The following is a 12847-nucleotide window of genomic DNA, read 5'->3' on the forward strand; positions in this document are numbered from 1 at the left end:
CCAGGTGGACGCTCTGCGCGGCCGGTGGATTCGCAGGTCAGCCGGGCACAGTCCAACCACGACGTTGGAGGCCGTACACCGATGTCCACCACGGCGAGCACCGCCGCCGACCAGACGGCGGCGGAGGCGAGCGATCGGGCGGGTGCCTCACGCCGGAGCGGGACCTTCTACCGGGGTGACCCGGGCATGTGGTCCTGGGTCCTGCACCGGATCACGGGCGTGCTCACCTTCTTCTTCCTGTTCGTCCACGTCCTCGACACCGCGCTGGTCCGCGTGTCCCCCGACACCTACAACCAGGTCATCGAGACCTACAAGACCCCGCTGGTCAACCTCATGGAGGTCGGCCTGGTCGGCGCGGTGCTGTTCCACGCGCTCAACGGCATCCGGGTCCTGCTGGTCGACTTCTGGTCGAAGGGCACCAAGTACCAGAAGCACATGTTGTGGACGATCGCCGTCGTCTGGGTGGTCGTGATGATCCCCGGCGCCATCTCGATGCTGTGGCGCACGGCGTCGGAAATGTTCGGAGGCTGAGCGAGAGATGGCAACCGAGACCCTCGCACTCGACAAGCCGCGCTCGCCGCGGCGCCCTGCCGCCCGCCGCAGCAACTTCGAGCTGTACAGCTGGCTGTTCATGCGGATCTCCGGCCTCGCCCTGGTCGTCCTGGTGCTCGGCCACCTGTTCATCATGAACATCCTCGACGGCGGCGTGCACCGGATCAACTGGGGATTCGTGGCCGGCCGCTGGTCCTCGCCGTTCTGGCAGGTCTGGGACCTGCTCATGCTGTGGCTCGCCCAGCTGCACGGCGGCAACGGCCTGCGCACGATCATCGACGACTACGCCCGCAGGGACAGCACGCGCTTCTGGCTGAAGATGGTGCTCTACGTCGCGATGGTCATCATCCTGTTCGTGGGCACGCTGGTGATCTTCACCTTCGACCCGAACATGGCCGGCAGCTGACCCACCACCACCCGAGGAAGAAGCGGACATGCAGTTCCACAAGTACGACGTGGTGATCGTGGGCGCCGGTGGCGCCGGGATGCGCGCCGCCATCGAGGCGGGCCAGCGCGCCCGCACCGCGGTCCTCACCAAGCTCTACCCGACCCGCTCCCACACCGGCGCGGCCCAGGGCGGCATGTGCGCCGCGCTGGCGAACGTCGAAGAGGACAACTGGGAGTGGCACACCTTCGACACGGTCAAGGGCGGCGACTACCTGACCGACCAGGACGCGGCGGAGATCATGGCCAAGGAGGCCATCGACGCGGTGCTCGACCTGGAGAAGATGGGCCTGCCGTTCAACCGGACGCCGGAAGGCAAGATCGACCAGCGCCGGTTCGGCGGGCACACCCGTGACCACGGCAAGGCCGCGGTGCGCCGGGCCTGCTACGCGGCCGACCGCACCGGTCACATGATCCTGCAGACCTTGTACCAGAACTGCGTCAAGCACGGGATCGAGTTCTTCAACGAGTTCTACGTGCTCGACATGATCACCACCGAGACCGAGAACGGGCCCGTCGCCACCGGCGCCGTCGCCTACGAACTCGCGACCGGCGAGATCCACGTCTTCCAGGCCAAGGCGGTCATCTTCGCCACCGGCGGCTTCGGCAAGGTCTTCAAGACCACGTCGAACGCGCACACCCTCACCGGCGACGGCATGGGCATCTACTACCGCAAGGGCCTGCCGCTGGAGGACATCGAGTTCTACCAGTTCCACCCGACCGGCCTGGCCGGCCTGGGCATCCTGCTGACCGAGGGCGCCCGCGGCGAGGGCGCGATCCTGCGCAACGCCTCGGGTGAGCGGTTCATGGAGCGCTACGCGCCGACGATCAAGGACCTCGCGCCGCGCGACATCGTCGCCCGCTCGATGGTCCTGGAGGTCCTCGAAGGCCGCGGCGCCGGTCCGCACAAGGACTACGTGCTCCTGGACTGCACGCACCTCGGTGCCGAGGTCCTGGAGACCAAGCTGCCGGACATCACCGAGTTCGCCCGCACCTACCTGGGTGTGGACCCGGTGAAGGAGCCGGTTCCGGTGTACCCGACCGCGCACTACGCGATGGGTGGCATCCCGACGAACGTGCACGGTGAGGCGCTGCTCGACAACGACACCGTCCTGCCCGGCGCCTACGCCGCCGGTGAGGTCGCCTGCGTGTCGGTGCACGGCGCGAACCGGCTGGGCACCAACTCGCTGCTCGACATCAACGTGTTCGGCCGCCGCGCCGGCATCGCCGCCGCGGAGTACGCCACGAGCCACGACTTCGTCGAGCTGCCGGAGGACCCGGCCAAGATGGTCGAGGGGATGGTCGAGCACCTGCGCACCGCGCACGGTGGCGAGCGCGTCGCCGACATCCGCACCGAGCTGCAGCAGACGATGGACACCAACGCGGCGGTGTACCGCACCGAGGACACGCTGAAGACCGCGCTGACCGACGTCCAGCGGCTCAAGGAGCGCTACGGCCGGATCTCGATCCAGGACAAGGGCAAGCGGTACAACACCGACCTGCTGGAGGCCGTCGAGCTGGGCTTCCTGCTCGACCTGGCCGAGGCGCTGGTGAACGCGGCGCTGGCCCGCAAGGAGTCCCGCGGCGGCCACGCCCGCGAGGACTACCCGAACCGGGACGACGTCAACTTCATGCGGCACTCGATGTCGTACAAGATCCTGCCGGACAAGCCGGACCCGGACGCCCCGCTGGGCATCAGCGGCTTCATGGCCGACATCCGGCTGGACTACAAGCCGGTGACCTTCACCCGGTACGAGCCGATGGAGCGTAAGTACTGATGGGACAAGCACAGCCTTCCGGCATTCCGGTCCCCGCGGAGGAAGCGAAATGACAGCCGTAGCCGAACCTAAGACCGTCAACGGGATTCCCGCGCCGGAGGGCTCGGTCACCATCACGGTGAAGATCCAGCGGTACAACCCCGAGGTCGACGACGCGCCGCACTGGGAGTCCTACGACGTCCCGGCGCTGCCGACCGACCGGGTGCTGAACCTGCTGTTCAACATCAAGAACTACGTGGACGGCACGTTGTCGTTCCGCCGGTCGTGCGCGCACGGCATCTGCGGTTCGGACGCGATGCAGATCAACGGGATCAACCGGCTGGCCTGCAAGGTGCTGGTCAAGGACCTGCTCGCCAAGGACGGCAAGGAGACCACGGTCACCGTGGCTCCGATCAAGGGCCTGCCCACCCTGAAGGACCTCTACGTCGACATGGAGCCGTTCTTCGAGGCCTACCGTGCGGTGAAGCCGTACCTGATCACCTACGGCAACGAGCCCACCCGTGAGCGGATCCAGTCGCAGGCGGACCGGGAGCGGTTCGACGACACCACCAAGTGCATCCTGTGCGCGGCGTGCACCTCGTCGTGCCCGGTGTACTGGAACGACGGGTCGTACTTCGGCCCGGCGGCGATCGTCAACGCGCACCGGTTCATCTTCGACAGCCGGGACGAGGGTTCCGAGGAGCGCCTGGACATCCTCAACGACGCCGAGGGCGTGTGGCGCTGCCGCACGACCTTCAACTGCACCGACGCGTGCCCGCGTGGCATCCAGGTGACGAAGGCGATCCAGGAGGTCAAGCGCGCGCTGCTGTTCAAGCGCGTCTGAGCACCCCGGCCCGCGAAGGCCCCTCGCCGGTGCGGCGAGGGGCCTTCGTCGTCGGTCAGACCCGGCGCCGCGCGAGCAGGATCACGACCCCGGCCAGGACGACGGCGACGACGACGCCCACGCCGACCCAGATCGGCCAGGTCGTGGACCCCCCGGCGATGGCGGTGAGCGCGGGCGCGGACGGGACGGGTGTCCGGGCGGCACCGGCGTAGGACGGGCCGTCCTCGCGCTGCCCGCCGACGGTGACGTCCAGCGTGACCGGCACCGGGACGTCGTCACCGGCCTGGACGGTGGCCCCCAGCTTGACCGCGATGTAGTACCAGCCGGCAACGGCCTCGGCGCGCACGGACGAGTTGTCGCCGTCGCGGTTGCGGTAGCGGACCGGGACCGTCGCGATGGCGTCCTTGCCGGTGGGCAGCGTGTGCGGGGTGCCGGTGAAAACCGTGGTGTCGGAGCCGATCTCCGCCCGGTACGGGTCGTACAGGCTGGTGGCGATGTTGGACACGTTGTCCACGCCGTTGCCGCCCGCCTGTCCGAAGTGGACGCGGTAGGCCAGGCCCTGGCCCCAGTCCAGCTTGACCCGGTAGAAGACGTACTCACCGCGCTGCAGGGTGTCGGTGTAGCGGCCGCTGCCGGGCAGGGTGGCGGCGACGTTGAACGAGCCGCCGCCGGTGGTGTCCCGCGTAACGGACGGTTCCGCGAGGGTGACCGGGGGCAGCACGGCCTTCGGTCCGGGATCGGTGACCGGCGGTTCGACGAGGGCCAGCACCTCCACCGGCAGCCGCTCCGGGACACCGGTGGACACGCGGTCCCAGGTGAGGGCGAAGTAGTAGCGGCCACCACCCCGGCAGGTCCCGTCCGTGCTGTCCACGGTGCGCGCAACGGTCAGCGCGACGCCGTCGCTGGACATGGTGGCCTGCTCGGACTGGAAGATGTGGCAGTCCTTGCCGCCCTCGCCGTAGACGCGCAGCTGGAGGGTGTTGAAGTCCTGCGTGCTGGAGACGCCGGGCACGCGCGGGAACGACACGGTGCCGCTGAAGTGGGCGGTTCCGCCTTCGGGCACGTCGAGTGCGTAGTAGCGCGTTTCATGCCGGCCCAGGGTGTCCAGGTGCTGGCCGGGCTCGGCGACCGGCGCGTTCGTCCAGGCCGGGGTGCCGGTGATGGGGGTTCCGGCAGGCTCGTAGGTGCGCAGCGCGGTCGCGGAGACGCGCGGCAGGATCCGTTCGAGGGTCTTGCCGTCGGGCGCGTCGTTGTAGGTGCCGCCGGTGACCTGCGCGATGCAGGTGAGCTGGCGGCGGGACCGCTCGTCGACGTCGAAGCCGACCGTGTGCACGACGAGCTGGGTGCCCTGGACGGTCAGTTCCTTGGCCACCTCGCACGGGTCGGGCGGGGCGCAGGTGTCCTCCCCGTCGGAGACGAGCACGATCGCGCGCGGGCCGGTGCTGGGGAGGGCGCCGGCGGCGGTGCGCAGGGCCGTGCCGATGGGCGTGTACCCGCTGGGCCGGATGCCGTCGACGGCCGCGGTGAGGGCGGGTTTGTCGACGGTCCGCGGCGGGGTGAGGACCTGGACGTCCTGGCAGCCCGCGGCCTTCTCGGCGTCGGACGAGCCGGTGCGGGTGCCGTAGACGGTCAGCCCCACCTGGGCCTGCACGGGGGCCGACCCGATGAACCGGCGCAATGCGTTCTTCGCGGCGTCCATCTTGGTGCCGCTGCCCGGGTCGGCCTGCTTCATCGAGCCGGAGCCGTCGAGCACCAGCATGGTCGGCGCGTACTGCGGCTGCCCAGTCTGCTCGGCCTGCCCGGTTTGCTCGATTTGCTCGGTCCGCCCGGTCTGCTCGGCGTGCGCCACGGGCGCGAGCCCGGACACCAGCAGACCGGCGACGGCCGCCGCGAGAAGTTTCGAGAGCCGGAACATGGTCCCCCATCCGTGTGATCGATGGGGGTTGGATGCGGTCGTGAACCGCTGGGTTCCCGGACTTCGGCGTGCGGCCTCGCCCGGGTCCGCCGTCCGCGGACCGTCCCTAGGCGTCGACCTTCCCGGTGCGCCTCGCGCGCAGCCCGCGGTAGCCGATGACCCCGATGATGGTGCCGAGGACGAAGCTCACGATCGCCAGGACGAGGTGCACGACGAAGAAACCGGTGGCCGATCCGTCCGGCGCCCACGAGTTGTCACTGGCCCACAGGTTCTTCACGAACGTGATCCAGATGATCCACGACCAGACTCCGAAAGCCAGCAGGAACAGCGCCACACGACGAGACATGGCCCGAGTATCCCCCGATCGAATCAGGGCGCCGCTGCGGGGAACCCGTGCGCGCGTCCTCTAGCCTGCTTTGGTGCGACGCGGTCTTCTGCTCTCCCTCGTTCTGGTCGTGCTGTCCGGTCTGGTGCCGTTCGCCGGTACCGCGGCGGCCGCTCCCGCGGTGTGCCCGGACAGAACCGCGCCGCCCCCGCCGGTCGACACCTCGGAACAGCCCCAGCCCGGTGTGCCCGCGCCCGCTCCCCTGCCGGTGCCGACCGCCCCGGTCGGTGGCGCGCGCATGGGCGAGTGCGGCGTGATCTATCCGTCCGGCGCCGCCGTCCCGCCCGAGACCACCGCGGCCTCCTGGGTGCTGCAGGACCTCGACACCGGCGACGTGCTCGCGGCGAAGAACCCGCACGCCAGGGAGCGGCCCGCGTCGCTGATCAAGACGCTGCTGGCGCTCGTGGTGATCCGGGAGCTGAAACCGGACCAGGTTCTCGTCCCGACGGCCGAGGACGCGAGCCAGGAGTGCACCTGCGTCGGGCTGGTCGCCGGCGGCCGGTACACGGTGGACCTGCTGCTGCACGGCCTGCTGATGCACTCGGGCAACGACGTGGCGCACACGTTCGCCACCGCGCTCGGCGGGGTTCCGGCGACGGTGCAGAAGATGAACCGGCTGGCCGCGTCGCTCGGCGCGTCGGACACCCGCACGGCGACGCCGTCCGGCCTGGACGGCCCGGGCATGTCCGCGTCGGCCTACGACCTGAGCCTGATCTTCAACTACGCGATGAAGCAGCCCGAGTTCGCCGCCGCGATCGCGACGCGGGCCACCCAGATCCCGGACCAGCCGGGCAAGCCGGCGTTCTCGATCGTCAACGACAACAAACTGCTCGGCACCTACCCCGGTTTCCTCGGTGGGAAGACGGGCTTCACGGACGACGCGCGCCACACCTACGTCGGCGGCGCCGAACAGAACGGCCGGCGCGTCGCGGTGGTCATGATGCGCGCCGAGCAACGGCCCGCGCCGGTGGTGAACCAGGCCAGGGCGCTGCTGGACTACGGATTCACCCTGGCGAGGACGAAGACGGCCCCGGTCGGGCACCTCGTGTCGCCCATGGTGTCGGAGGAGACGGAGAACGGTGGCACGTCCGGCGTCACCGGCGCCACCGCCGGCGCGAAGGACCCGTTCGGGGTGACCGGGTGGATCCTCACCGTGGTCGTCGCCCTGATCATCGTGGCCGGTTTCGTGATCGGTCACTACCGGAAGAAAGCGCACGGCCCGCAGAACTGACGGGCACTTTCCGGTGCGGAGACCCCGCGGTCAGCGGCGCCGCAGGCCCAGCCAGGCCAGCATGGCGCCCGCGCTGAACGCACCGGCCACCGCTCCCGCACCGGGGCCGCGCCGGACCTCCACGGTCGGCCGGATGACGGCCGGCTCGGGTGGCGGCACCGTCCGCACCACGTTCTCCTTCGCGGTCGCCGTCCAGGCGGTCACGAACAGCAGGAACCGCGACACCAGGTTCGCGAACACCAGCAGGCCGATGATCGGCCCGAACAGCACGCCGCTGGGCGACTTCGTGACGCTCGCCAGGTAGATCGACCCGACCTGTTTGAGCACCTCGAACCCGACCGACGCGATCGCCGCGCCCTTGATGGCGCTGCGGACGGACACCTTCTCCCGCGGCAGCCGCGACAGCACCCACAGGAACACCAGCATGTTCGCCAGCAGCGCCAGCACGATCGTCGCCAGGCGCAGGAGGAACAGCGCCCAGCCCTGGTCCTCCAGCCCCACCAGCCGGAGCAGCAGACGGCCCACCCCGCCGCCGACCGCGGTCAGGCCGAACGACACCACCAGCGCCAGCCCCAGCCCGCCGAGCGCGAGCAGGTCCTTGACCGTCGTCGACACCAGCGGGCGGCTCTTCTTCTCCTGACCCCACTGGGCGGTGAGCGCGTCCCGCAGGTTGCTCATCCAGCCGATGCCGGAGTAGAGGGCCAGCAGCAGGCCGAAGATCCCGACGCCGCTCCGCGAGTCGAGCGCCGCGTTGACGATCCTCGCGACGAAGTCACCGATGCCCGGTGGCGTCGAGGAAACAATCCCGTCGCGCAGCTCGTTGAGCGCCGTCTCGTTCCCCGCCAGCACGAACCCGGCGATCGAGAAGCCCACCATGAGCAGCGGGAACAGCGACAGGACGCTGAAGTACGTGATCGCCGCCGCGTAGTGGTTGCCGTAGCGCTCGCCGAACGCCTCGTTGGCCCGTACCAGGTGGTCGAGCCACGGGTACTTCCGGCGCAGCCGCGGGACCAGCTTTTCCTTCTCTTCCGCCACGGGAAGACGCTAACGATCCCGCGTCGGCGTCGCAATTCGGGGGCGGAATCCCTCCACTGTGGACGTCAGCGGGCGGGCGGCAGGAACCCGACGCGGTCGAACACCAGCTCCAGCGTGCCGGCCGACACCGCGCGCGCCTTCTCCGCGCCGCGGGCCAGGACCTTGTCCAGTTCGGCAACGTCGTCCAAATAGGACTGGACGCGCTGCTGGATGGGGGTGACCCAGTCGATGAGGACCTCCGCGAGGTCCTTCTTCAGGTCGCCGTACCCCTTGCCCGCGTAAGCGGCTTCCAGGTCGGCGACGGTGCGGTCGGTCAGCGCCGAGTAGATCGACAGCAGGTTCGACACACCGGCCTTGTTCTCGCGGTCGAACACGATCTCCCGGCCGGTGTCGGTGACCGCGGACCGGATTTTCTTCGCCGAGCGCTTCGGATCGTCCAGCAGCTCGATGATGCCGTTCGGTGAGGACGCCGACTTGCTCATCTTCACCGTGGGGTCCTGCAGGTCGTAGATCTTCGCCGTGCCCTGGACGATGTGCGGCTCGGGCACGGTGAACGTCTTGCCGAAGCGCTGGTTGAACCGCTGCGCGAGGTTGCGGGTCAGCTCCAGGTGCTGGCGCTGGTCCTCACCGACGGGCACGGCGTCGGCCTGGTAGACCAGGATGTCCGCGGCCATCAGGACCGGGTAGGTGAACAGGCCGACGCTGGCGTGGTCGGTACCCTGCTTGGCCGCCTTGTCCTTGAACTGGGTCATCCGGCTGGCCTCGCCGAACCCGGTCAGGCACTCCAGGACCCAGGACAGCTGCGCGTGCTCGGGAACCTGGCTCTGCACGAACAGCGCGCTGCGTTCCGGGTCGACGCCCAGGGCGAGCAGCTGCGCGGCGGAGACCCGGGTGCGCTGCCGCAGCACCTTCGGGTCCTGCTCGACCGTGATCGCGTGCAGGTCGACGACCATGTAGAAGGTTTCGTGCGTGTCCTGCATGCGCACCCACTGCCGGAGGGCACCGAGGTAGTTGCCGAGGTGGAACGAGTCGGCGGTCGGCTGGATCCCGGACAGCACGCGCGGGCGGGCGGTGGTTTCTGGCGCTTCGGACACGACCTGGATTCTCTCAGGCGCCGCGGCGGCGGTGCGGTCCGGGTTTGGGCGACCGCGGCGCGGGGAACCAGGGTGGTGCGGGCGGCTCAGGGCTGCGGGCGCCCGTAGGGGGCGAGAACGGGACCAGTGGGCTCCTCGACGACGACCGGAGCCTGGGCGGGCGCCGGCTCCGCCTGGACCTTGCGGCGCTGGCGGACGATGCCCAGGACCATGCCGAGGATGCCGAGCAGCACCGCGGCGAGGCCCACCGGGCCGAGCAGCCCGAACGAGACGCCGGTCGGCTCGGCCTGCGTGGCCGGCGCCGCCGTGGCGACGCCGGTGGTCGTGGTCGCCATGACCGCCAGGACCAGACCGGCCCGCAGTACGTGCACGGTTCGGTTGCGCACGGGTGTGCCTCCTGAGACGAGACTGCCGTTCCAAGGATGCTGTCACCCTCTCGGGTGAAGGCTGCCACGTGAAAACTACCGAGCGTGTCAAGCCCTGTCGTTTTGATCACCAGCGGGCCAGAGACTAGCGCCCGTCGGAGTGCCGGGGACACGGGGGCCGGACCCCGGGCCACCCGTTGGCAGCGGTGCAGGTCAGGGCTCAGCCAGCCGGTCTGCTTCGCAGCCCGGGATCGGCGTACACCTCGGCGGTGTGCCGCCAGGACGCGATGACCTGTGCTACTGGCGCCGGGTTCCCCAGCGCGTCGGCGCCTCAAGAGTGTCGACGAGTCCGACGACGAAAGCCTGCACGTCAGCGCGCGGCAGGAAGCGCACCCGGGGAAACGCTTCGAGCGCGACCTCCGTGACCAGCGTCCGCGCCTGGTCGTTGTGCTTCATCAACGCCAGCAACTTGCCAACTCGGCCCCTGGCAACCCGCCCACGAACCGCTGTCCCCGCATGCAGCCCCGCCACGCGGCCACGTCATCGCCGAGGACATCCGGGTGGTGGCGGGCCAGGCGAACCTGGGGTCAGGCCGGGTCGAAGTCGAACGTCGCCGTGACCGGGGCGTGGTCGGACCAGCGCAGCTCGTAGCTCGGCGCCCGCTCGACCACCACCGAGGTGCACTTCTCCGCCAGCCCCGGAGTGGTGACCACGTAGTCGATGCGCCAGCCGGTGTCGTTGTCGAACGCCTTGCCGCGGTAGGACCACCAGGTGTACGGGCCGGGCCCCTCCGGGTCGAGCTTGCGCTGCACGTCCACGTACCCGGCCTCGCCGAAGACGCGGCTCATCCACGCCCGCTCCTCGGGCAGGAAACCGGAGTTCTTCCGGTTGCCCTTCCAGTTCTTCAGGTCGATCTCGGCGTGCGCGATGTTCCAGTCGCCCCCGACGACCACCTCGCACCCGGCCGCCTCGGCCTTGCCGCGCAACTCCACCAGATAGGGCAGGAACGCGGCCATGAACCGTTCCTTCTCGTCCTGCCGCGGCGTACCGACGTCCCCGCTCGGCAGGTACAGGCTCGCCACGATCACGCCCGGCAGGTGCACCTCGAGGTAGCGCCCGCTGTCCTCGAACTCGGCGTCGCCGAACCCGGTCCGCACCTGCGACGGCTCGGCCCGGCTGTACACGGAGACGCCGTTGCGGCCCTTCACGGCCGACGGCGCGTGGTGGGCGTGCCAGCCTTCCGGGGCGACGACGTGCCGGGGCAGCTGGCCGGCCTCGGCCCGCACCTCCTGGCAGAGGATCACGTCCGACCCGCTGCCGGCGAGCCACTCGACGAACCCCTTCTTGGCGGCCGCGCGCATCCCGTTGACGTTGATCGTGGAGACGGTGAACACGTCCCGCACGCTACCGCCCGCCGCAGCCGCCGGAGGAGTCAGCAGGTGGCCCCGTTGACCGGCTTGAGGAACTCCGCCTTCGCCCACTTGTTGTCGGCGATCTTGCGGAACCCGTTCTGCACGTCGACCTGCGCCGCGGTCTCGGCGTTCTGGTTGAACTTGCCCACGATCTCCGCGCGCGGATCGGGGGCGGCACGCACGTTGAGCACATCGGCGGTCACGGTCACGCGGCAACCGCTCGAACCGCCGCCGGTGGCGCCCTCGGAGGGCCGCTTGTCGGTGCCCATCACGTAGATCAGGCCGACGCCGGCCAGGATCGCGACGATGATCAGTGCCCGCTTAGGAATGCCCAGGAACACGGGTGCTCCTCACCAGCTCAGTGGGTTCCGGGTAAGGGTAGCCACACTTCAGCCCTCCTCGACAGGTCCGCGCGGGCGAACCACCCGAGCGGCGTCACCACCCGAGCACAGTGGGTGATCGAACGGTGGCCCGGAAAAGCCCGGTCACCCAGGGGTGACCGGGCTGTTCGCGGTGGCCGGTGAAACGCGGGCTCAGCCCCGGGCGATCTTCGCCGCCAGGTTCTCGTCCAGCGTGGCGAGGAACTCCTCCGTCGTCTGGTACGGCTGGTCCTTGCCGACGAGCAGCGCCAGGTCCTTGGTCATCTTGCCGCTCTCGACGGTCTCGATGACGACCTGCTCGAGCTTGTTGGCGAAGCCCACCAGCTCGGAGTTGCCGTCCAGCTTGCCGCGGTGCTCGAGACCCCGGGTCCACGCGAAGATCGACGCGATCGGGTTGGTCGAGGTCGGCTTGCCCTGCTGGTGCTGGCGGTAATGCCGGGTGACAGTGCCGTGCGCGGCCTCGGCCTCCACGGTCTTGCCGTCCGGCGTGCGCAGCACCGAGGTCATCAGGCCCAGCGAGCCGAAGCCCTGCGCGACGGTGTCGGACTGCACGTCACCGTCGTAGTTCTTGCACGCCCAGACGTACCCGCCCTCCCACTTCAGGGACGCGGCGACCATGTCGTCGATCAGGCGGTGCTCATAGGTCAGGCCCTTGGCGTCGAAGTCGGCCTTGAACTCCTTGTCGAAGATCTCCTGGAAGGTGTCCTTGAACATGCCGTCATAGGCCTTCAGGATGGTGTTCTTCGTCGACATGTAGACCGGCATGCCGCGGTCCAGGCCGTACTGCAGCGAGGCGCGCGCGAAGTCCTCGATCGACTTGCGGTAGTTGTACATGCCCATCGCCACGCCACCGCCCTCCGGGTAGCGGGCGACCTCGAACTCCATCGGCTCGGAGCCGTCCTCGGGCACGTAGGTCATGGTCACCGTGCCGGGGCCGGGAACCTTGAAGTCCGTGGCCTTGTACTGGTCGCCGTGTGCGTGACGGCCGATGATGATCGGCTTGGTCCAGCCCGACACCAGCCGCGGGATGTTGGAGATGATGATCGGCTCACGGAAGACGACGCCGCCGAGGATGTTGCGGATGGTGCCGTTCGGGCTCCGCCACATCTTCTTCAGGCCGAACTCCTCGACCCGGGCCTCGTCCGGGGTGATGGTGGCGCACTTGACGCCGACGCCGTGCTTCTTGATGGCGTTCGCGGAATCGATCGTGACCTGGTCGTCGGTCCGGTCCCGCTCCTCGATGCCGAGGTCGTAGTACTCGAGGTTGATGTCGAGATAGGGGTGGATCAGCTTGTCCTTGATGAACTTCCAGATGATGCGAGTCATCTCGTCGCCGTCGAGTTCTACGACGGTGCCCTCGACCTTGATCTTGGCCATGAGCCGCGGTGCTCCTCTCGCGGATCTGCGCGTGTCCGTGCAGCACGTCTATGCGG

Annotated in this window: 14 protein-coding genes; 5 read left to right on the forward strand and 9 right to left on the reverse strand. The window is 69.3% G+C overall.

All coding sequences use genetic code 11. The annotated features are described in order from the left end of the window. Positions 1-81 precede the first annotated feature (81 nt). Genes sdhC through FHX45_RS12210 form a run of 4 tightly spaced genes read left to right on the forward strand, consistent with a single transcriptional unit; the run spans position 82 to position 3597 of the window. Positions 82-531 carry a succinate dehydrogenase, cytochrome b556 subunit gene (gene sdhC, locus FHX45_RS12195; RefSeq protein ID WP_167100234.1) on the forward strand — a complete coding sequence of 150 codons (450 nt, stop codon included), beginning with the start codon at positions 82-84 and terminating at the stop codon, positions 529-531. Between the two features lie 7 nt (positions 532-538). Beyond that, a complete protein-coding gene (locus FHX45_RS12200) occupies positions 539-958 on the forward strand; it encodes a succinate dehydrogenase hydrophobic membrane anchor subunit (RefSeq protein WP_167100237.1) in 420 nt (139 codons plus the stop codon). 28 nt (positions 959-986) lie between these two features. Continuing rightward, positions 987-2774: a succinate dehydrogenase flavoprotein subunit gene (gene sdhA, locus FHX45_RS12205; RefSeq protein ID WP_167100239.1), complete on the forward strand. Its 1788-nt coding sequence runs from the start codon at positions 987-989 to the stop codon at positions 2772-2774. Between the two features lie 49 nt (positions 2775-2823). Beyond that, on the forward strand, positions 2824-3597 hold the full coding sequence (locus tag FHX45_RS12210) for a succinate dehydrogenase iron-sulfur subunit (RefSeq protein ID WP_167100242.1): 774 nt from the start codon (positions 2824-2826) through the stop codon (positions 3595-3597). A gap of 55 nt (positions 3598-3652) precedes the next feature. Here FHX45_RS12210 and FHX45_RS12215 read toward each other — a convergent pair whose 3' ends face one another. Next, on the reverse strand, positions 3653-5512 hold the full coding sequence (locus tag FHX45_RS12215) for a vWA domain-containing protein (RefSeq protein WP_167100245.1): 1860 nt from the start codon (positions 5510-5512) through the stop codon (positions 3653-3655). A 106-nt stretch (positions 5513-5618) separates the two neighbouring features. Beyond that, positions 5619-5858: an SCO4848 family membrane protein gene (locus tag FHX45_RS12220; protein WP_167100247.1), complete on the reverse strand. Its 240-nt coding sequence runs from the start codon at positions 5856-5858 to the stop codon at positions 5619-5621. Between the two features lie 73 nt (positions 5859-5931). Here FHX45_RS12220 and FHX45_RS12225 point away from each other — a divergent pair, with 73 nt between their 5' ends. Further along, positions 5932-7128, forward strand: a complete 1197-nt coding sequence (locus FHX45_RS12225) for a D-alanyl-D-alanine carboxypeptidase family protein (protein WP_167100249.1) — start codon at positions 5932-5934, stop codon at positions 7126-7128. Between the two features lie 30 nt (positions 7129-7158). Here the strand turns inward: FHX45_RS12225 and yhjD are convergent, their stop codons facing one another. The 7 genes from yhjD to FHX45_RS12260 all read right to left on the reverse strand — a co-directional run bounded on the left by yhjD (position 7159) and on the right by FHX45_RS12260 (position 12791). Then, entirely contained in the window at positions 7159-8163 is a 1005-nt protein-coding gene (gene yhjD, locus FHX45_RS12230) for an inner membrane protein YhjD (RefSeq protein ID WP_167100252.1), read from the reverse strand. 65 nt (positions 8164-8228) lie between these two features. Next, entirely contained in the window at positions 8229-9257 is a 1029-nt protein-coding gene (gene trpS / locus FHX45_RS12235; protein WP_167100254.1) for a tryptophan--tRNA ligase, read from the reverse strand. Positions 9258-9343: 86 nt separating this feature from the next. Next, on the reverse strand, positions 9344-9643 hold the full coding sequence (locus tag FHX45_RS12240; RefSeq protein ID WP_424923802.1) for a hypothetical protein: 300 nt from the start codon (positions 9641-9643) through the stop codon (positions 9344-9346). Between the two features lie 276 nt (positions 9644-9919). Continuing rightward, positions 9920-10078 carry a hypothetical protein gene (locus tag FHX45_RS28055; RefSeq protein WP_243869015.1) on the reverse strand — a complete coding sequence of 53 codons (159 nt, stop codon included), beginning with the start codon at positions 10076-10078 and terminating at the stop codon, positions 9920-9922. Between the two features lie 131 nt (positions 10079-10209). Continuing rightward, positions 10210-11025: an exodeoxyribonuclease III gene (locus tag FHX45_RS12250; protein ID WP_167100256.1), complete on the reverse strand. Its 816-nt coding sequence runs from the start codon at positions 11023-11025 to the stop codon at positions 10210-10212. A gap of 29 nt (positions 11026-11054) precedes the next feature. Continuing rightward, a complete protein-coding gene (locus FHX45_RS12255; protein WP_167100259.1) occupies positions 11055-11375 on the reverse strand; it encodes an SH3 domain-containing protein in 321 nt (106 codons plus the stop codon). Between the two features lie 192 nt (positions 11376-11567). Further along, entirely contained in the window at positions 11568-12791 is a 1224-nt protein-coding gene (locus FHX45_RS12260; protein ID WP_167100261.1) for an NADP-dependent isocitrate dehydrogenase, read from the reverse strand. Positions 12792-12847 lie beyond the last annotated feature (56 nt).

It is taken from the genome of Amycolatopsis granulosa (genome assembly GCF_011758745.1).
Taxonomy (GTDB): Bacteria; Actinomycetota; Actinomycetes; order Mycobacteriales; family Pseudonocardiaceae; genus Amycolatopsis_E; species Amycolatopsis_E granulosa.